Origin of the sequence: Microbacterium sp. NPDC091676 (assembly GCF_044756645.1) — a bacterium.
In the GTDB taxonomy this organism is placed as follows: Bacteria; Actinomycetota; Actinomycetes; order Actinomycetales; family Microbacteriaceae; genus Microbacterium; species Microbacterium paraoxydans_D.
The window spans coordinates 1,755,622-1,774,309 of record NZ_JBIVTI010000001.1 but is presented as its reverse complement, the minus strand read 5'-3'; the positions used below and the strand labels follow the sequence as shown (position 1 = coordinate 1,774,309).

Here is an 18,688-nt window from a genome sequence, read left to right as displayed (position 1 = left end):
CCCCGCCGACGGATGTCGACGGGGCCTCGTGCCGTACCTCGGGGGCCTCAGGAATCCGGCTGACTCAGCGCCACCGTCACGCTGCGGGCGGCCTGGTCCAGCGCGTTCTCGAGGTCAGTGACCACCGACGACGGGAGGACGCCGCCCTGGGCGACGTGAGTGCGCAGGGCGGTGCGGACGCGGGCGCGGAAGGCGTTCACGATCGCGTCAGCCCGGTGGAGCTCCTCGCGGCTGGTCAGCCGTGCATCCTCGCTCGCGGTGCGCGGCTTGTTCTTCGCCGCCGCTCTGTCGTCCTCGGTGGCCGTCGCCAGATCGGCGCGAAGGCTCTTCATCGCCTCCTGCACGCTCTGGCGCACCTCGTTGGCGATGAGGCGGACGGTGTCGGTGATGCCCGCCTCGATGTCGGCGAGGTCGCTCTGGCGCGAGGCCAGCTCGGCGCGTCCGGCCTCGGTGATCGCGTAGATCGTCGTGCGTCCGTCGACGGTCTTCGTGACGAGCCCCTCCTCCTCGAGCTTCGCCAGGCGCGGGTAGATCGTGCCGGCGCTCGGCGTGTACGTGCCGCCGGTCCGATCCGTGAGGGACTGGATGATGCCGTAGCCGTGCTGCGGGGACTCCGCGAGAAGCGACAGCAGGTACAGCCGCAGGTCGCCGTGGGAGAAGACCGCGGGACTCATGCTTCCCACTCCGGGTCGTTCTCGATCGTCTGCGGAGCGCGGCGGAGGACCGTCACCCCTCCGGAGACGGAGTTGGCACGGAGGTCGACGAAGCGTCCCGCGAGCTCACCGGTGGTGCCGTTGTAGGTGCTCGGACCGGACGAGCTGCGCTCGACGCCGTCGATGAGGAGACGGCCGCTGAGTGAACGGATGACGTAGTTCGCCGCGAGGGACTCGTCGAGCCGGACCGTGGTGCCGCCGGACACCGAGTTCACGGTGATCGTGTTGACGTCGCCCGCCGCGTCCACCAGCGTCGCGCCGGAGACGATGTCGACCGTGGCCTTGCGGATGGCTCCCGTGACGGCCACGTCGCCGGAGACGCTGTTGGCGCTGAGCGAGCCGGTGAGGTTGCGGATCTGCACGTCGCCGGAGACCGAGTTCACGCTGAGGTCGCCGATGAGGGTGTCGACGATGATGTCGCCGGACACCGTGTTGAGACGGGTGTCGTTGCGGATGCCCGAGACGAGGGCGCCGGCGCTCACGACGCCGAGGGTCAGGGCGATGCTGCGCGGGACGGCCACGCTCACCTCGGCGCGCGGGCCGCCGGAGCCGAAGTTCCGGAACACCTCGAGGAAGTTGTCCCAGCCGAGCTGCGGGTGGTCGATCTCGACCTCGCCGTCGCGGGACTCGATCCGGAGGTCCTTCGTGGTGACGCCGTGCACCTCGATCCGGATGCCGGGTTCGTCGTGGGCGATGACGTCGACCTGTCCGCCGACGAGGCCTACCTTGAGCCGGGTCGCGGAGGCGATGTCGATGACGCGTTCCTCGCCGGGGGCGATGAGCCACTTCTCGGTCATGTCTGCTTCTCCTGTGTCGAGGGATTCACGATATATCGTGTTGCCGTCACGATAACACGATATATCTCGATCCCGTCACCCCCCTTTCCTTCGAATCGCCTGATTGGTCCCGTTTCGGCCGGAAATAGGGCCAATCGGGCGATTCGAACGGGGTTGACCTTGACGTAACGGCAACTTCTACCGTGGAGGGGAAGGACAGGAAGGAGGCGGGATGAGTGAGCGGGACTGGTCGATCCAGGAGATCGCGCGACTGGCGGGGACGACGAGCCGGACGCTGCGGCACTACGACGACATCGGGCTGCTGCCGCCGTCGCGGATCGCCGCCAACGGGTACCGGCACTACGACGCGGCGGCGCTCGTGCGGTTGCAGCGGATCCTCCTGCTGCGGGAGCTCGGGCTCGGACTCCCGCAGATCGGTGAGGTGCTGGGCCCTTCGACAGGCTCAGGGACCCAGGGCGGAGGCTCAGGGACCCGGGCGGCGGAGGCGTCGGCGCTCGAGACCCACCTCGCGCTTCTGCGCGAGGAGCAGACCAGGCTGGCGCGGCAGATCGCGTCGGTCGAATCCACCATCACGGCATTGAGAGGAGGTGAGAACCTCATGGCAGAGAACATGTTCGACGGCTTCGACCACACGCAGTACAAGCAGGAGGTCGAGGACCGTTGGGGGAAGAAGGCCTACGCCGACGGCGACCGCTGGTGGCGAGGGATGACCGACGCCGAGCGTGCCGAGTGGCAGCAGCGCGTGTCCGACCTCGGACGCGACTGGATCGCCGCGGCGGAGAGCGGTATCGATCCCGCGTCCGCCGAGGCGCAGGAGCTGGCGCGCCGTCACGTGGCCTGGCTCACGGGCATCCCCGGCACTCCGGCCGCCGCGCTCCGGCAGGGGCCGGACCCCGTAGCCCAGGCCTACGTCATCGGACTCGGCGAGATGTACGTCGCGGACCCCCGTTTCGGCGCGAACTACGCGACGTCCGCGGGTGGGACGCACGGCGCGGAGTTCGTCCGCGACGCGCTCCGCATCTACGCGGAAGCCTCCCTCTGATCCGTCGAGCCACCCCCTTGCGTGCGACCCACCCCGCTGCGGTCGTACTCAAGGGGGTGGCTCGCACGCAAGGGGGTGGATCGGGGGAGGAGGGGAGGGCGTAGGGTCGTGCCATGCGCGAGCCCGACGACCGCCCCGCAGCCGGAGCCTTCGCGGCGGCGGCGACGGCCTATGCGGCGAACTGCGCCCTCGGGCTCGCGGTGGCCGCGCGGCTCATCGACACGCGCCGCTTCCGCTGGGTGCACCATGCCCTCTACATCCTCACCTGCGCGACGACCGCCCTCGCCGTCATCGGGGGCCTCGCCACCCGCACGCCGCGCACCCGTCGCGCCGCCCTGGCCCTCCTCCCCGCCGCCGTCCCCCTGGCCGCGATCCCCTACGCCGGGACGCACACCCGGCGGCACCCGCTCGTCGCCCTCACGGCAGCCCCCTTCGTCCTCGCGGGCCTCGTGGTCTCGCGCCTCCCCTCCGACCGGAAGTGACCGTATGGAACTCCTTGACGCCATCCGCCGCCGCAAGACCACCAACGGAGCGTTCCTGCCCGACCCGGTCTCCGAGGAGCACCAGCGCATCCTCCTGGAAGCAGCCGGTCGCGCACCCTCGCAGCTCAACAGCCAGCCGTGGCGCTTCGTCGTGATCGAGAACAGGGACACGATCGACGAGATCGCGCGCATCTCCGGCGAGAGCATGACGGAGGCCATGTCGAACGGCACGTTCTTCGAGCGGTACAAGCCGTACTTCCGCTTCAGTCAGGAGGAGATGGAGGAGAAGCGCAGCGGCATGCTGTTCGACAAGCTCCCCGCGCCGCTTCGGCCCTTCACGTCGCAGGTGTTCACCAAGCGCGGCCAGACCCTGATGAACACGTTCGGGGTGCCGAAGACCCTGGGCTCGGAGAACCGCAAGCTCGTCGCCGGATCGCCGCTGCTCCTGGGCGTCATGCTCGACCGCAGCGAGTACCGGCCAGGGCAGCTGTCGTCGTTCTACTCCGTGTTCAGCATGGGCGCGGCCATGGAGAACGTCTGGCTGACCACGGTCGAGCTGGGCATGGGCATCCAGTTCATCTCGTTCCCGATGGAGGTGCCGGGGCGCTGGGACGAGATCGTGCGGCTGCTGCGGGTGCCCGACGACCTGGAGCTCATGGCCGTCTACCGGCTGGGCTACCTGCCGCCGGAGCAGCGTCGCCCGGCGATCGACTGGTCCAGCAGTCAGCGCAAGCTCGTGTCGCAGTACGTGTTCCGCGAGGACTGCGACAGCCCGCAGCAGGGCTGGGACGCGCCGCCGACCCGGTCCTGAGTCAGGAGCCGCCGGCCGTCCGCGGCATCTCAGGGAGGTCCTTCAGTGCCGGACCCTCGATGCGGGTACCGTCCGCGGCGAACCGCGACGCGTGCAGCGGGCAGTCCCACGTGCACTCGGCGTCGTTCCAGTCGAGGATGCCGCCGAGGTGCGGGCACACCGCGCTGACCGCTCGGGTCACGCCGTCCACCGTGGAGATGGCGACCGGGCGACCGCCGCGATTCGCCACGACGCCCTCGCCCTCCGCGGGCTGCGGCACGGGGACCGGCGTGGTCTCGGCCTCGACCCAGCCCTTCGTGGCGGCGGCCGCCACCTTCGCGCCCTCGACGGCGCCGCGCGCGAGATCGGCGGGGACGGTGAGTCGGGTGCCGAGGCGCAGCATCCAGGACGGACGCTCGCGGCGCTTCGTCCCGATGATCTCCTCCGTGAGCCGCAGGGCCGCGGCAGGCGCGTTCGACAGCCCCCACTTCGCGTACCCGGTGGCGATGCGGATGCGCCCGAGGCCGCGCGGCAGAGCGCCGACGAAGGGGATCAGGTTGTGCGACTGGTAGTCCTGCGCAGACCAGCGGTGCGTCTCCTCCGCGTCCGGGAAGTGCAGACGGGTCCAGGCGACGAGGTCGTCGATCGCCGCGCTCTCGCCGTCCGAGCGACCGACCGGATGACCGTTGCCGCCGACGACGAGCTGCGCCGTGCCGGCCGGGCCGTCGGCGGCGGAGACCGGACGGATCGACCGGGTGGGGCCGTCGGCGGAGATGAACGTCCCCTCCGGCACACCGCCGGAGACCCGGAACGAGACGCAGTACGACCGCATCCCGGCGACCTTGGAGAAGTACAGACCGCGGTCGAGGATCGGGGTTCCGGTCGCGAGGACGATGTGCTCGGCGAACATCGGCCCGGCCGTGGTCTCCACCCGGGGCTCCGGAAGGGCGTGCGCGCCGATCACGCGGACGCCGGTGTGCAGCGTGCCACCGCCGGCGAGGAACTCCTTCGCGAGCGCGTCGGCGACGGCGACCGGGTCGATCGTCACCTGGGAATCGAGCGCGACCGCGCCCGCGACGGGGAACGGCGTCGACAGCTCTCCCGCGGTGAGCAGACGCGTCGGCAGTCCCGCCTCCCGCGCGGCGGCATGCTGGTCCCTGACCGCCTCGAGCCCGTCCGGGCCCTGGGCGTAGGTGTGGTCCGTGCGCTCGGTGTAACTCAGGCCGGCGGTGTCGGCGAAACCGGTGAGCCACTCCATGCCGGCCCGGTTGGCATCGACGTACGCCTGGACGAGCGCCGCCGGATGGTGCGCGCGGATCGTGGCGAGCTGCTGCCCCTGGAGCAGGGAGAGCTTGCCGGTGTTGCCCCCCGTCGACAGCTCCGCCACGTCCCCCGCATCGACGACCACGACGTCGAGTCCGGCGCGGGTCAGGAGCACCGCGGTGGAGAGGCCGGTGAGGCCCGCCCCCACGATCAGCACGTCGTGCTGCGCGCCGGGATCGAAGGCAGTGCCGTGGGGTGCGTCCTGGTCGACCTTCCAGAGGGGCTTCATGCCGACAGTCAACGCCTCTCCCCGCCCCCACCCCAACGCCTTGACATCCGACGATCGCGCTGTCATGCGGCGACTACAGTGGCCAGCGTGAGTCTCCGTCGTGTCCTGCTCGTCGCGCTCGGCGGCACGCTCGGCACCGCAGCGCGTCTGGGCCTCGGGCTCGTCGTCGACGACCCGGGCGGGTTCCCCCTCGCGGTGCTGCTCGCGAACGTGCTCGGAGCCGTGCTCATCGGTGTCGTGGCGGCGCGGCTCCCGGCCTCCGCGGAGCTGCGGCTGCTGCTGGGCACCGGCGTCCTCGGCGGCTTCACGACCTACAGCGCCTTCATGACCGGGACGCTGGCCCTGTGGGGGTCGGCTCCGCTCCTCGCCGCCGCGTATGCCGTGGGCAGCCTCGTCCTCGGTCTTCTCGCGGCCGCGGCAGGGCTCCGCCTGGGACGCCCGCGCCGGGGAGGGGCGTCGTGAGTCCGGTGCTGTTCCTCGCGGCCGCGCTCGCCGGGGGCGTCGGCGCCGTTCTGCGCTATCTCGTCGACCTCGGCGTCGCCCGGCTCGTCGGCCGACGGTTCCCGTGGGGGATCCTCATCGTCAACCTCACCGGTTCCTTCGCGTTGGGGCTCGTGACGACGGCGCTGCCCGACGCGGCCTTCGTGTTCGGGGCCGGTCTGCTCGGGGGGTACACGACCTTCAGCACCGCGATGCTCGATGCGGTCGCGCTGTGGCGGGACGGCGAGCGCGGCGCCGCGGTGTTCGACGCGGTCGGCATGCTCGTGCTCGGTCTTCTCGCCGCGGGACTGGGTCTGGCGCTGGGCTCTGCGCTGTAGCTCTATGCCGCTCCTCCGGCCCCGTGTGGGTGCGAAAAGGGGCCGCGAGTGGGCGCGCGGGGCGCGGAATCGAGCCCGCACCCGGGAGAGAGGGTGAACAGCGTCGGGGCTCCCAGGGAGTTCACATCGGAGCGAATGTACAAACGTACATGTACGGATGTCCAGGGGGTGAGCGATGGCGGAGAGCGCGCGTCGGCGACGTGATCCCGAAGCGCGCCGCCGGGAGATCGTCACCGCGACCGCCGAGCTGATCGTCGAGGTCGGGGCCGACGCCATCACGCACCGCATGGTCGCCGCCCGCGCCGGAGTGCCGCTCGGGGCGACCACCCAGTACTTCGACACCCTCGACGACCTGCGCGGCGCCGCCTTCCGGGCCCTCGCGGACGAGATCGAATGCCGGCTCGACGGGGTGCGGCAGACCCTCGCCGAGCGCGGGGCCGGGGCCGACGTCATCGCCGCGCTCGTGTACGACAGCATCCACGACGGACACGCCGTGCAGGCGGATCGCGCCGTCGTCACGGCAGCCGTCCACGATCCGCGTCTGCGCGAGCTCGCGCGTCACCTGTCCGACCGCCTCGTCGACCTCCTGGAGCCGACCTATGGCGCCGACCGGGCCCGAGCGGCGATGATCTTCATCGACGGCGTCATGTGGAGCACGCAGATCCGCGACGTCGATCTCGAACAGTCCTTCCTCGAATTCGCACTGGCGCGGATCCTCGGAGAACCTCTCTCCCTCCCATCCGCAGCGACCGCCACCCCCTGACACCGAGGACCCCGCCTTGTCGAAACTCGCCATCCTCAGCCTGAAGAACCGCGCCCTCATCGCGCTCGTGACGATCGTCGCCGCGGTGTTCGGCGGGCTCGCGCTGACCAACCTCAAGCAGGAGCTCATCCCGTCCCTCGAGCTGCCGGCGCTCGTGGTCATGACCACGTACCCCGGCGCCTCGCCCGAGGTGGTCGAGAACGACGTCTCGACGCCGATCGAGTCGGCCATCCAGGGCGTGCCCGACCTGGAGTCCACGACCGCGACGAGCACGACCAATGCGTCCATCGTGCAGGCGATGTTCTCGTACGGCACGAACCTCGCGACCGCGGAGCAGAAGATCCAGCAGGCGATCAACCGCATCTCCTCGCAGCTCCCGGAGGACGTCACGCCGCAGGTGCTCTCGGTCTCGATCGACGACTTCCCGGTGATCCAGGTGGCGGTCACCGGCTTCGACGACGCGGACAACGCCCAGGCGCAGCTCGAGAGCGTCGCGATCCCCGATCTGGAGGACGTCGACGGGGTGAACGCGGCCGAGATCGTCGGCGGCGTCGGACAGCGCATCACCATCACCCCCGACCTCGCGAAGCTCGCCGCCGCCGGACAGAGCAGCGAGGCGATCAGCACGGCACTCCAGCAGAACGGCACCCTGTTCCCCGGCGGCGAGATCACCGAGGACGACGAGACCCTCACGGTGCAGACCGGAGCGAAGATCACCTCGGTCGACGAGATCGCCGCCCTGCCGCTCGTCGGCACCGCGGTCACCATCGGCGACGTCGCGACGGTGGAGCAGGTGTCCGACCCGGTGACCTCGATCTCCCGCGTCGACGGCGAGGACGCCCTGTCGATCTCCATCACGAAGCTCCCCGCCGCCAACACGGTCGAGGTCTCGCAGGGGGTCATCGCGGCCCTCGACGAGATCGGGGAGGCGCTTCCGGACGCGGAGTTCACGGTCGTGTTCGACCAGGCGCCGTTCATCGTGCAGTCCATCGACACCCTCGCCACGGAGGGTCTGCTCGGCCTCGTGATGGCCGTGCTCGTGATCCTCGTGTTCCTCATGTCGGTGCGCTCGACCCTGGTCACCGCGATCTCGATCCCGACCTCGGTCCTCATCACCTTCATCGGGCTGCAGGCGTTCGGCTACTCCCTCAACGTGCTGACCCTCGGGGCGCTCACGATCGCGATCGGCCGCGTGGTCGACGACTCCATCGTGGTGATCGAGAACATCAAGCGCCACTACGTGGGCGACGCGGACAAGGGCGACGCGATCCGTCTCGCCGTGCGCGAGGTCGCCGCCGCCATCACCGCGTCGACCATCACGACCGTGGCGGTGTTCCTGCCGATCGTGTTCGTGGGCGACATGGTGGGCGAGCTGTTCCGTCCGTTCGCGATGACGGTCACCATCGCCATGGTCGCGTCGCTCTTCGTGGCCCTGACGATCGTCCCGGTGCTCGCGTACTGGTTCCTCAAGCCCGGCAAGCCGCTCCTCGACGACCAGGGGAACGCGATCGACCCGGAGGACCCGGCCGCCCCGCCGACGAGGCTGCAGCGCGGCTACCGCCCCATCCTCGGCTGGACGCTGAAGCACTCGGGCATCACGGTCGCGCTCGCGGTGGTGGTCCTCGCCGGGACGCTCGCCGCCGCCCCCCTGATGAAGGTGAACTTCCTCAGCGACTCCGGTCAGAACACCATGACCGTGACGCAGGACCTCGGGCCGACGGCGAGCCTGCAGGCGAAGTCCGACGCCGCCGTCCCCGTCGAGGAGGCCCTCCTCGACATCGACGGCATCGAGCACGTGCAGGCCTCCATCGGGTCGAGCGGCTCCGCGCTGCGCGACGCGTTCTCCGGCGGCGCCGGGATCACCTACTCCGTCCTCACCGACGGCGACGCCGACCAGGAGAAGCTTCGCGCCGAGGTGCAGGACGCGATCGACGGCCTCGGCGACGAGGCCGGCGAGGTCACCGTCGCGGCGTCCGCCGGCTTCGGCTCCAGCGACATCGAGATCACCGTGTCGGCCGCGAGCGGTGACGACCTCGCCACCGCCACCTCCGCCGTGGTGGACGAGCTCGACGGCCGCGAGGGCATCGGGCAGGTGACCGACAACCTCGCCGAGGCGCTGCCGTACATCGCCGTGGTCGTGGACCGCGAGGCCGCCGCCCAGGTCGGGCTGTCCGAGGTCGCGGTCGGGTCGATCGTGTCGAACACGATGCGTCCGCAGCAGATCGGCTCGGTCGAGATCGACGACACCGCCCTCACCGTGTACCTCGTCAACCCCGAGCCGCCGACGACCGTCGCCGCCCTCCAGCAGCTCGCGATCCCCACCGCGGCCGGCATCGTGCCGCTGCAGGACATCGCGACGGTCGAGCAGCGCAACGGTCCCACCTCGATCACCACCGAGCAGGGACGCCGCACCGCGACCGTCACCGTGCCGCCCGCATCGGACAACCTCGCGGTCGCCACCCAGTCGGTCACCGAGGCGCTCGCCGCGGCGGACCTGCCGGACGGCGCCTCGGCCGAGGTCGGCGGCGTCGCCTCGCAGCAGGCCGATTCGTTCGCGCAGCTCGGCCTGGCCATGCTCGCCGCGATCCTCATCGTCTACGTGGTGATGGTGGCGACGTTCAAGTCGCTGCGCCAGCCCCTGCTGCTGCTGATCTCGGTGCCGTTCGCGGCGACCGGTGCCATCCTGCTGCAGATCGTCACGGGCGTGCCGCTCGGCGTGGCCTCGCTGATCGGCGTGCTGATGCTCATCGGCATCGTGGTGACGAACGCGATCGTGCTCGTCGACCTCGTCAACCAGTACCGGGAGAAGGGGCTGTCGACCGCGGAGGCCGTGATGGCGGGAGGGGAGAAGCGTCTGCGTCCGATCCTCATGACCGCGCTCGCCACGATCCTCGCCCTCACCCCGATGGCGCTGGGGATCACCGGGCACGGCGGCTTCATCTCGCAGCCGCTGGCCATCGTGGTGATCGGCGGACTCGTCTCCTCCACGGTGCTGACGCTCATCGTGCTGCCGACTCTGTACAACCTCGTCGAGGGGGCGCGGGAACGCCGCCGGGCGCGGAAGGGCGAGCAGCACGACGACGCCGCCCTCGTCGCGGCCCACGCGGACGGCACGCCGGTCAGCCGGCGGGAGCTGCGCGAGAACCAGGGCGAGTAGTCGCGCGTCCCGAACGCAGGGGAAAGGCCCCGGTCCCGTCGGCGAGACGAGGATCGGGGCCTTTCCGTGTGCGTGCTCCGGCGGTGCGGATCGCGGTCAGGCGAAGGACAGACCCCACTCCAGCGTCCAGGTCTCGCCGGGGGCCAGGCGACGCAGGCCGCGGCCGCTGTTGAGCGCATCAGCCGGGGCGGTCATCGGCTCGATCGCGACGGCGAGCGGGGTGCCGGGATAGTTCGTCGCCGTGTACACCTGCACGAAGTCGAAGCCTTCGCCCTGCCAGAGCGTGACGGTCCGTCCGTCGGGCGCGGTGAGGGTGTGCCGCACCCGGCCGTCCGCGTCGCGCTCGAGGTCGGTGAATCCGGTGTCGAGAGAGACGTCGCCGACGCGGACGCCGTCGCGCAGACCGGGATCGGCGGGACGGGTGCCGATCGGGAGCATGCGGTCGTCCGTCTCGAAGGCGGTGCGGGCGGGCACGCGGAGGACGAGGTCGTGCGGGTCGACGTCGCCGATCGTCGGGAAAGGATGCGTGCCGACCGCGACGGGTGCGGGGGAGTCGGACCAGTTGGTGAGCGTGTGCGTGACCGCGATGCCGTCAGCGGTGAGGACGTAGGAGACGGCCGTCTCGATCAGGTACGGATAGCCGGTCTGCGGGAAGACGGTCGCCCGCAGCGTCGCGGCTCCTTCCGTCTGCTCGATCGCATACGCCGTGAAGCGCAGCAGGCCGTGACTGGCGTTGTCCGTCTTCGGCTCGGTGATCGCGAGCTGGCGCGCGGTGCCCTCGTCGTCCCAGCGGCCGTCGCGCACCCGGTTGGGCCAGGGCGTCAGCACCACGCCCGAGCACGACGGCGTCGGGATGTCGAGCGGATACGGGGAGATGAGATCGACCTCGCCGATCCGGAGGGCACGGAGAGAGGCGCCGACCTGGGCGATCTGCGCGGTCACGTCGCCGAGGCGGAGGTGGACCTGGGTGCCAGTGGGAGAGACGGAGTTCACCTCGACATCGTAGTGCCGCAGGCCGCCCGAGTGCGGGGGTCTCCCAGGGTCGACGGGTACACTGGGTGGGTCGGCTTCGGACACCCGCGCAGGGCGCGGACGTTTTTCAGTGTGTGAAGTGTGAGTCCAGGGGCCGATGGTGCGCGTCGATCGACGCGAATCAACCATCACAGGAATGGCCCCGGCCGCAGATCGTCCGGACTCCGCTGGATCGGAGTGCTCGCGCGTGCGCGCAGCGCTGTTCTCGTGCGAGAACGCAAGAAGGACACCCGAATGCCCAAGAACCACAAGCCCCGCGGCGGTCGCGCCGCCGCGAACTTCGAGCCGCGCTACGGCGCCAAGAAGACCTCCTTCCACGACCGCCACCGTCCGGCCGGCGGTCGGGACACGGCCCGCGACGAGCGTCCCGCGCGCGACGACCGCGAGGGTCGCGCGACCGGCGGTCACGACCGTCGCCCCGGGAGCCGCAGCCCCGGACACCGTGGCTACCGCCCGGAGGAGACCGAGTCCGGTGCTCCGAAGCGCCGCTGGAACGCCCAGGAGCGCGCCGGTCGCGACGAGGCCCGCAGCATCCGCAACCGTGCGGAGTCCGGGCGTCGCGAGGCTCCGCACCGCCGCGACGACCGCGCCGGGGGCGGCCGGTTCGACGACCGCGCCGAGCGCCCGCGGTACAACGACCGCGCAGGGGCCGGCCGCTTCGACGACCGTCCGCGGCGCGACGACCGCGGCGGCTCGCAGCGACAGGGGTTCCGCGACGGCGACCACCGCGACGGCGGACGCCCGCGCTTCGACGACCGCCGGAACGAGCGTCCCCGCTTCGACCGCGACGACCGTCCGCGGCGCGACGACCGCGGCGGCGACCGCACCCGCGGCAACGACCAGGGAACCGAGCGTTCGTACGACGCCGCCCGTGCGCGCCGTGCCTTCGACCGCGACCGCACGCAGCGTTCCTTCGAGGGCGGACGCGAGCGTCCGTCGACCGGAGGGGCCTACCGCACCGAGCGTCCGCGTCGGGACGAGCGTCCCCGTCGCGACGAGCGTCCGACCCGCAGCGACTGGAACGCGAAGCCGAAGGCGGCGTTCGAGCAGGCCGACGACGTCGTCCACGAGCGCCTCGAGGCACAGGCCGTGCAGGCCGTCGAGGTCGAGGGCATCACCTTCGCCGACCTCGGCCTGGGCTCCAACATCACCGAGACCCTGAACAACATGGGCGCCGCGACGCCGTTCCCGATCCAGGCGGCGAGCATCCCGGCCGTCCTCGAGGGGCGCGACGTGCTCGCCCGCGGACGCACGGGTTCCGGCAAGACCATCGCCTTCGGGGCACCGCTCGTCGAGCGGGTGCTGCAGTCGCAGGCGGGCAAGCGTCGCGAGTTCGGCCGTGCGCCGCGCGCGATCATCCTCGCTCCGACGCGCGAGCTCGCGCTGCAGATCGACCGGACCATCCAGCCGATCGCCCGCAGTGTCGGCCTCTTCACGACGCAGATCTACGGCGGTGTGCCCCAGGGTCGCCAGGTGGGCGCGCTGAAGAAGGGCGTCGACATCGTCATCGGCACCCCCGGTCGTGTCGAGGATCTGATGAACCAGGGCAAGCTCGACCTGTCCGACTGCCGCATCGCGGTGCTCGATGAGGCCGACCACATGTGCGAGCTCGGATTCGTCGAGCCCGTGCAGCGCATCCTCCGCCGCACGGCCGAGGGCAGCCAGAAGCTCCTGTTCTCCGCGACCCTCGACCGCGAGGTCGCGGCGCTGGTGGACGAGTTCCTCGTCGACCCCGCCGTGTTCGAGGTCGCGGGCGAAGACCAGGGCTCCAGCACCATCGAGCACCGGGTCCTCGTGATCGAGCACCGCGACAAGGCGGACATCCTCACGTCGCTCGTCGACCGCGAGGGCAAGACGCTCGTCTTCGCTCGTACGCGCGCCTACGCCGAGATGCTGGCCGACCAGTTCGACGACGCGGGGATCCCGGCCGTCTCGCTGCACGGCGACCTCAACCAGGCCAAGCGCACGCGCAACCTGGAGAAGCTGACCTCGGGTCGGGTGAACGTCCTCGTGGCCACCGACGTCGCCGCGCGCGGCATCCACGTCGACGACATCGACCTCGTGGTCCAGGCCGACGCGCCGGACGAGTACAAGACATATCTGCACCGCTCCGGTCGCACGGGTCGCGCGGGGCGCTCGGGCCGGGTCGTCACGCTCATCACGCGGCAGCGTCAGCGCCGGATGACCGAGCTGCTCGGTCGCGCCGAGATCGAGGCCCCGTTCGAGCAGGCCCGCCTGGACGACGACGTGATCGAGGAGATCGCCGGGCGCGTGCCGTCCGCCGCCGAGCTCACTTCCTGACCCGTTCGGGATCAGAAAGGCCCCGGAGATTTCGGTCTCCGGGGCCTTTTCGCACTCTGCACCGGGGTCAGGGGAGAGTGTGCTCGTGGAGGGACGTCGTGAGGGCGGTGCCGTTGAGGTCGAGGTAGAGGACGCGCTCGGTGACCGTGAGGGTCAGGGTGTTGCGGCGGGCGAGGTGGGGCGTGGCCGTGTCTACGAACCCGGGATCGAAGCTGTAGACCCGGATGTCCTCGGAACGGTGGATGCGCTTGTCGGCCCACGGCGCCATGACCTTGGCCGGATCGCGGTGCGTGTAGACCACGGTCCGGTCCGCGAGGCGGGAGGCGTGATGCAGCCGCGCGGCATCGGGAGCGCCCACCTCGATCCAGACGGTGACCCGGCCCGTGAGGTCGCGCACGAGCACCGCGGGCTCCTCGGTGTCGGAGACGCTGCCGCCGAACGAGATGCCCTCCGCGAACTCGAGCCCGTAGGCGAGCACCCGCGTGAGCATGTACGCGTCGGTCTCGGAGGGATGCCGGGCGACGCGGAGCGAGACGTCTTCGTAGACCCCGCGATCGGTGTCGGCGAGCTGCATCTCGAACGTGTGGACTGTCGAACCGATCGCCATGATCCTCGAGCCTACGCGGAGCTGCGCCCTCCGGCCGACCGGGTCAGAACAGCATCGGCTGCGGCGGGGTGGCGGCTGCCGCGCGACCGCTCGGCGTGAACATCACCGGTCCGGCCGCCGGTGTCTCCGTCTGCACATGCCCCTGCCCGGGGCGGAACCCGCGCCGCGGATAGTCGTCTTCGTGCCGGCCGTCGAGCCCGTGCATCCGGATGAGGGGACGAGCGCGCTTGGCGAGCCACTGCCGATACGGCTTCGGCGCCTCGACCGACGCTCCGGGATAGAGGCCCCGATACGACGACACGAGGTCGGGACGGTTCTCGCCGAGCCACTGGAAGAACCACGGCTTGACGCCGGGGCGCAGGTGCAGGGCCCCGTAGATCACGCTCCGCGCTCCGGCGGCCTTGATGCGGCGGAGCGCGTCGTCGATCGCGGCGAGGGAGTCGGTGAGGTGCGGCATGATCGGCATGAGGAACACCGTCACCGGGAACCCGGCGTCGGCGAGCGCGCGCACCGTGTCGAGGCGGGCCTGCGTGGTCGGGGCGCCCGGCTCGATCGCCTTCTGCAGCGCGTCGTCGTACATCGCGATCGACATCTGCACGTCGACCGGCACGCGCCTGGCGGCCTTCTTCAGCAGCGGGATGTCGCGGCGGATCAGCGTGCCCTTCGTGAGGATCGACATCGGGGTCCCGGAGGCGGCCAGCGCTTCGATGATGCCGGGCATGAGGGCGTAGCGCCCCTCGGCCCGCTGGTACGGGTCGGTGTTCGTGCCGAGGGCGACCGTCTCGTGCTGCCAGCTCCCGCGGCGCAGCTCCCGCTCCAGCACGTCGACGACGTTGACCTTGACGACGATCTGGGTGTCGAAGTCGGCACCGCCGTCGAGGTCGAGGTACTCGTGCGTGCCCCGCGCGAAGCAGTACGTGCAGGCGTGCGAGCAGCCGCGGTAGGGGTTGATCGTCCAGGCGAAGGGCATGCGCGACGCCCCGGGGACATGATTCAGGGCGGACTTCGACAGCACCTCGTGGAACGTCATGCCGGCGAACTCCGGCGTGGTCACGGTGCGGAGGACGCTGGACCGGTTCTCGAGGCCGGGCAGCGCCGCCTCGTCGCTGTCCGCGAGCTTCTGTCCCTGCCACCGCATCGTCCTATTCGAACAAACAACCGAAGCGAAGTCAAGCGAGTGTGGCAGCAATGTTCGAATGGAAGAATGGGCGCATGCCCTCCTCGCCGTACGCTCAGCATGCGGCGCCGCGCTCCCCGATCGTCGGCCCCGCCCTCCCGGTCGGGCTCGCGGTGACCGCCCTCGGCGTGCTGCTCTCCCTCACCGGTGCGGCCGCGACGCCGGCGGCGTCGGAGGACATGCCGCGACCGGTCGCCGTGATGCAGGTGCCGACCGTCGAGAACGCCGCCACGCCCGCGGCGGACCCCTGCGCGGACGCCGCCGTCCGGGACGCGATCGCGGCGGGGGACGACGCCGCCACCGTCGCGGCTTTCGGCGGCGGCGCGCGGTTCCGTGACGCGGTGGTCGCCGGGAACGCGCCCTGTGTGTCACTCAGCGATCCCGCCCGGATCTGGGTGGTGGTCAACAAGGGGCGTCCGCTCGACCCGGCCGTCTACGAGCCCGCGGAACTGGGCCAGGTGCCGCTGCAGATGACGACGCCGTCGGGCCGCGTGCGCGCGGAGGTCGCCGACGCAGTCGGGCGCATGGCGGAGGCCGCGGCGGCCGCGGGTGTCGGGCGCCTCGGCGCGAACAACGGCTACCGTTCCTACGGGCTCCAGGTCGCGACCTACGGCGCCCACGTGCGGGACCAGGGGCAGGCCGACGCGGATGCCGGCTCGGCGCGCCCAGGCCACAGCGAGCATCAGACCGGTCTCGCCCTCGACGTCGTCGCCTGCGATGCCGGGTGCGGCGGTCTCGACGGCTTCGGGGCGACGCGGCAGAGCGAGTGGGTGGCCGCGCACGCCTGGGAGTACGGGTTCATCGTGCGCTACGAGCAGGTCGGCACCCCCGTCACCGGGTACGCGCCGGAGCCCTGGCACCTGCGCTACGTCGGCACGGAGCTCGCGGCGGCGTACCACGAGGGGGGTTTCCACACTCTCGAGGAGTTCTTCGGCCTGCCCGCCGCTCCCGACTACGAGCACTGATCGCGCGCGTCCGCGGTGCCGCTCGGCGTGCTCTGAGGCATCCCACAAATGCGATACCCAGTCCCACCCGTGATGGGATGCATTCTCACAATCGCCTGTCCCGCCCCGTGTTCCCGCCGTAGACTCGCCGGAGCAACGACGCACGACACGTTCGGGAGGACGGCATGGAACGCGACATCTACGAAGAGGATCACGAGGCCTTCCGCGACCTCGTCAAGGACTTCGTCAAGCGCCACGTCACGCACGAGGCTATCGAGAAGTGGGATGCCGCCGGCGAGGTGGACCGCGCCACGATGCGCGCCGCCGGTGAGGCGGGCATCATCGGGCTCTCCGTGCCCGAGGAGTTCGGCGGCGCCGGGATGCTGCAGGACTACCGCTTCCGCGCGATCGTGAACGAAGAGGTCATCGCGGCCGGAGCGGGGTCGCTCGCCGGAGCCTTCGGCATCCAGGACGACCTGGCCGTGCCGTACCTCGTGCACATGGGCACGCAGGAGCAGAAGGAGAAGTGGCTGCCCCGCATGGCCACCGGCGAGGTCGTCGGTGCTCTCGCCATGACCGAGCCCGGGGCCGGCTCCGACCTCCGCGGCATCAAGACCACGGCGAAGAAGGTCGACGGCGGCTATCTCGTCAACGGCGCCAAGACGTTCATCTCGTCGGGCGCGACCGCCGACCTCGTCGTGACCTTCGTCAAGACGGGCGAGGGCAACCGGCCCGACGCGTTCAGCCTCGTCCTCATCGAGAAGGGCATGGAGGGGTTCGACAACGGCAAGAAGCTCTCGAAGATGGGCTTCCACGGTCACGACACCGCCGAGCTGTCGTTCAGCGACGTGTTCGTGCCCGAGGAGAACCTCATCGGCGGCGTCGAGGGCAAGGGCTTCATCCAGCTCATGATGAACCTCCCGCTCGAGCGCCTCTCGATCGGCGTGGCCGGAGCCGCCGCCGCACAGGCCGCGCTCGACTGGACCGTCGCGTACACGAAGGACCGCGAGGCCTTCGGGGAGCGCATCATCGACTTCCAGAACAGCCGCTTCACCATCGCCGACATGTCCGCCACGGTCGACGCGCTGTGGGCCTTCATCGACCGCGCGCTCCTGGCGTACAAGGACGGCAGGCTCTCGGCCGAGGAGGCCGCGAAGGTCAAGTTCTGGGCCACCGAGCGCGAGTGGGAGGTGCTCGACGCCGGGGTCCAGCTCCACGGCGGCTACGGCTACATCACGGAGTACCCCATCGCCCGGGCCTTCCTCGACGCCCGCGTGCACCGCATCTACGGCGGCACGAACGAGATCATGCGCGAGATCGTCGGGCGTCAGATCGCCGGCAAGCGCTGACGCCGGGGCCCGCGCGGCGGGCCGCAGGAGAAACGCACCCTCGGGACTTTCCGAGGGTGCGTTTTCCGTCTGGGGGCGGAGGAGTGCGACCCACTTGTATCGACGAGTGGCGTCGGCGGGGGCGGCCGGCCGCACGGTGCGCCGGTCCCAGGATCGCAGCTCCGTGCAGAAAAGCCTGATGGTGAGCGAATAATCCGGCGCTCGGACAGAGGGTCGACTTTCTTCTGACTTGTCTCTTCAGGGGATACATGTGCTGGTCCATGATCGATACATGTCCGGACAGGCAACGTCCGGCTCGAGGACGCAGACGTCCTCGCACCCGCTCACCGAAGAGGCCGGAATGTCCACGCTCACCCTGCCGCAGCTCGACCGTACGTCGACGGCTCCGATCTGGTTCCAGATCATGCGCGCCGTCGAGGGGCAGATCGCCCAGGGTGCCTGGGCGCCCGGGGACCGCCTGCCGAGCGAGAGCGAGCTGCGCGCGCACTTCGCCGCCTCCCGGACCTCCGTCCGCGATGCGCTGTCCCGTCTCGAGAGCGCCGGGATCATCTCCCGGCAGCAGGGCAAGGGCGCGTTCGTCGAGCGTGCGCAGGGGCCGTCCGCCTGGACGCTGCCCTCCGCGCCGAGCCTGCTCGGCGAGTACAGCGAGGACGGACGCAGCGCCCTGAGCTCCGAGATCCTACGCGGAGGGATCGAACCGTTGCCGTCCTGGGCCGCCGCGGTGGTCGGCCGCGACTCGCCCGACGGCATGGGCTTCGTGCTGGAGCGCGTGCGCGCCGTCGGCGCCCGCACGGCCGTCCACGTGATCAACTACCTGCCGACGCGGTTCGTCGGCGTCCTTCCCGACCTCCGCGACCCCCGGGCCAGCCTCTACGCGGCGATCTCCCGCGTCAGCGGCGTGCGGATCGCGCGCATGCACCGCACGATCGAGGCCGTCTCGGCCGACCGGATGCTCGCGGGACTGCTCGAGGTCGAGCCGGGGCATCCGATCGTCGTGGTCGAGGCCGTCGCCTACGACCAGAGCGGGCAGCCCATCGACATCTCCCGCGCCTCCGTGCGGACCGACCGTCTGCGCGTGAGCGTCGACACCGGCTTCGACGCGGCCGGCATCTCGAACGAGACCGCTTCCGGCCGGTACCCGGCCGCGCTCCGCTGACCCCTTCC

The 18,688-nt window shown here is 70.9% G+C and carries 17 protein-coding genes; 11 read left to right on the top strand and 6 right to left on the bottom strand.

Annotated features, from left to right (window positions below; translation table 11 throughout):
• Positions 1-47 precede the first annotated feature (47 nt).
• Together ACIQID_RS08700 and ACIQID_RS08695 are read right to left on the bottom strand one after the other, a co-directional pair.
• Positions 48-674 carry a PadR family transcriptional regulator gene (locus ACIQID_RS08700; protein WP_400283874.1) on the bottom strand — a complete coding sequence of 209 codons (627 nt, stop codon included), beginning with the start codon at positions 672-674 and terminating at the stop codon, positions 48-50.
• Entirely contained in the window at positions 671-1,510 is an 840-nt protein-coding gene (locus ACIQID_RS08695) for a DUF4097 family beta strand repeat-containing protein (RefSeq protein ID WP_025104702.1), read from the bottom strand. Before ACIQID_RS08695 ends, ACIQID_RS08700 begins: the two co-directional genes overlap by 4 nt.
• 211 nt (positions 1,511-1,721) lie before the next feature.
• Between ACIQID_RS08695 and ACIQID_RS08690 the strand changes: the two genes are divergently transcribed.
• From ACIQID_RS08690 to ACIQID_RS08680, 3 genes are all read left to right on the top strand, one after another.
• Entirely contained in the window at positions 1,722-2,552 is an 831-nt protein-coding gene (locus ACIQID_RS08690; RefSeq protein ID WP_400283871.1) for a MerR family transcriptional regulator, read from the top strand.
• A 113-nt stretch (positions 2,553-2,665) separates the two neighbouring features.
• On the top strand, positions 2,666-3,034 hold the full coding sequence (locus ACIQID_RS08685; protein WP_312673935.1) for a hypothetical protein: 369 nt from the start codon (positions 2,666-2,668) through the stop codon (positions 3,032-3,034).
• A 4-nt stretch (positions 3,035-3,038) separates the two neighbouring features.
• Positions 3,039-3,845, top strand: a complete 807-nt coding sequence (locus tag ACIQID_RS08680; RefSeq protein ID WP_312673933.1) for a nitroreductase family protein — start codon at positions 3,039-3,041, stop codon at positions 3,843-3,845.
• A 1-nt stretch (position 3,846) separates the two neighbouring features.
• Here ACIQID_RS08680 and ACIQID_RS08675 read toward each other — a convergent pair whose 3' ends face one another.
• Positions 3,847-5,376 (bottom strand): FAD-dependent oxidoreductase, encoded by a 1,530-nt coding sequence (locus tag ACIQID_RS08675; RefSeq protein WP_312673931.1) that lies wholly within the window; start codon positions 5,374-5,376, stop codon positions 3,847-3,849.
• 87 nt (positions 5,377-5,463) lie between these two features.
• Between ACIQID_RS08675 and ACIQID_RS08670 the strand changes: the two genes are divergently transcribed.
• The 4 genes from ACIQID_RS08670 to ACIQID_RS08655 all read left to right on the top strand — a co-directional run bounded on the left by ACIQID_RS08670 (position 5,464) and on the right by ACIQID_RS08655 (position 10,114).
• The gene (locus ACIQID_RS08670) at positions 5,464-5,838 is read left to right on the top strand and encodes a fluoride efflux transporter FluC (protein WP_400283866.1); all 375 of its coding nucleotides are present in this window, start codon (positions 5,464-5,466) and stop codon (positions 5,836-5,838) included.
• Positions 5,835-6,194 (top strand): fluoride efflux transporter FluC, encoded by a 360-nt coding sequence (locus tag ACIQID_RS08665; protein WP_400283863.1) that lies wholly within the window; start codon positions 5,835-5,837, stop codon positions 6,192-6,194. Before ACIQID_RS08670 ends, ACIQID_RS08665 begins: the two co-directional genes overlap by 4 nt.
• 175 nt (positions 6,195-6,369) lie before the next feature.
• Positions 6,370-6,957, top strand: a complete 588-nt coding sequence (locus ACIQID_RS08660; protein ID WP_400283860.1) for a TetR/AcrR family transcriptional regulator — start codon at positions 6,370-6,372, stop codon at positions 6,955-6,957.
• 16 nt (positions 6,958-6,973) lie between these two features.
• Positions 6,974-10,114 carry an efflux RND transporter permease subunit gene (locus tag ACIQID_RS08655; protein WP_400283857.1) on the top strand — a complete coding sequence of 1,047 codons (3,141 nt, stop codon included), beginning with the start codon at positions 6,974-6,976 and terminating at the stop codon, positions 10,112-10,114.
• 96 nt (positions 10,115-10,210) lie between these two features.
• Here ACIQID_RS08655 and ACIQID_RS08650 read toward each other — a convergent pair whose 3' ends face one another.
• On the bottom strand, positions 10,211-11,107 hold the full coding sequence (locus ACIQID_RS08650) for an aldose 1-epimerase family protein (protein ID WP_400283854.1): 897 nt from the start codon (positions 11,105-11,107) through the stop codon (positions 10,211-10,213).
• Between the two features lie 273 nt (positions 11,108-11,380).
• On the opposite strand from ACIQID_RS08650, the gene ACIQID_RS08645 reads away from it, so the two are divergent.
• Complete coding sequence (locus ACIQID_RS08645; RefSeq protein ID WP_400283851.1) at positions 11,381-13,447, top strand: DEAD/DEAH box helicase; 2,067 nt, start codon at positions 11,381-11,383, stop codon at positions 13,445-13,447.
• 67 nt (positions 13,448-13,514) lie between these two features.
• On the opposite strand, the gene ACIQID_RS08640 is transcribed toward ACIQID_RS08645, so the two are convergent.
• Both ACIQID_RS08640 and ACIQID_RS08635 read right to left on the bottom strand, forming a co-directional pair.
• Positions 13,515-14,054, bottom strand: coding sequence for a YaeQ family protein (locus tag ACIQID_RS08640; protein ID WP_400283848.1), 540 nt, complete (start codon positions 14,052-14,054; stop codon positions 13,515-13,517).
• Between the two features lie 43 nt (positions 14,055-14,097).
• Complete coding sequence (locus ACIQID_RS08635) at positions 14,098-15,192, bottom strand: Rv2578c family radical SAM protein (protein WP_312673922.1); 1,095 nt, start codon at positions 15,190-15,192, stop codon at positions 14,098-14,100.
• A 74-nt stretch (positions 15,193-15,266) separates the two neighbouring features.
• Between ACIQID_RS08635 and ACIQID_RS08630 the strand changes: the two genes are divergently transcribed.
• From ACIQID_RS08630 to ACIQID_RS08620, 3 genes are all read left to right on the top strand, one after another.
• Positions 15,267-16,196, top strand: coding sequence for a M15 family metallopeptidase (locus ACIQID_RS08630; protein WP_400283844.1), 930 nt, complete (start codon positions 15,267-15,269; stop codon positions 16,194-16,196).
• Positions 16,197-16,360: 164 nt separating this feature from the next.
• Entirely contained in the window at positions 16,361-17,524 is a 1,164-nt protein-coding gene (locus tag ACIQID_RS08625) for an acyl-CoA dehydrogenase family protein (protein ID WP_025104683.1), read from the top strand.
• A 340-nt stretch (positions 17,525-17,864) separates the two neighbouring features.
• Positions 17,865-18,680 (top strand): GntR family transcriptional regulator, encoded by an 816-nt coding sequence (locus tag ACIQID_RS08620; protein WP_312673920.1) that lies wholly within the window; start codon positions 17,865-17,867, stop codon positions 18,678-18,680.
• Positions 18,681-18,688 lie beyond the last annotated feature (8 nt).

Coding starts and splice junctions, on each gene's coding strand:
- ACIQID_RS08680 (WP_312673933.1), top strand. CDS start 3,039: ATGGAACTCCTTGACGCCATCCGCCGCCGCAAGACCACCAACGGAGCG.
- ACIQID_RS08635 (WP_312673922.1), bottom strand. CDS start 15,192: ATGCGGTGGCAGGGACAGAAGCTCGCGGACAGCGACGAGGCGGCGCTG.
- ACIQID_RS08700 (WP_400283874.1), bottom strand. CDS start 674: ATGAGTCCCGCGGTCTTCTCCCACGGCGACCTGCGGCTGTACCTGCTG.
- ACIQID_RS08645 (WP_400283851.1), top strand. CDS start 11,381: ATGCCCAAGAACCACAAGCCCCGCGGCGGTCGCGCCGCCGCGAACTTC.
- ACIQID_RS08660 (WP_400283860.1), top strand. CDS start 6,370: ATGGCGGAGAGCGCGCGTCGGCGACGTGATCCCGAAGCGCGCCGCCGG.
- ACIQID_RS08690 (WP_400283871.1), top strand. CDS start 1,722: ATGAGTGAGCGGGACTGGTCGATCCAGGAGATCGCGCGACTGGCGGGG.
- ACIQID_RS08620 (WP_312673920.1), top strand. CDS start 17,865: ATGTCCACGCTCACCCTGCCGCAGCTCGACCGTACGTCGACGGCTCCG.
- ACIQID_RS08630 (WP_400283844.1), top strand. CDS start 15,267: ATGCCCTCCTCGCCGTACGCTCAGCATGCGGCGCCGCGCTCCCCGATC.
- ACIQID_RS08685 (WP_312673935.1), top strand. CDS start 2,666: ATGCGCGAGCCCGACGACCGCCCCGCAGCCGGAGCCTTCGCGGCGGCG.
- ACIQID_RS08695 (WP_025104702.1), bottom strand. CDS start 1,510: ATGACCGAGAAGTGGCTCATCGCCCCCGGCGAGGAACGCGTCATCGAC.
- ACIQID_RS08625 (WP_025104683.1), top strand. CDS start 16,361: ATGGAACGCGACATCTACGAAGAGGATCACGAGGCCTTCCGCGACCTC.
- ACIQID_RS08675 (WP_312673931.1), bottom strand. CDS start 5,376: ATGAAGCCCCTCTGGAAGGTCGACCAGGACGCACCCCACGGCACTGCC.
- ACIQID_RS08640 (WP_400283848.1), bottom strand. CDS start 14,054: ATGGCGATCGGTTCGACAGTCCACACGTTCGAGATGCAGCTCGCCGAC.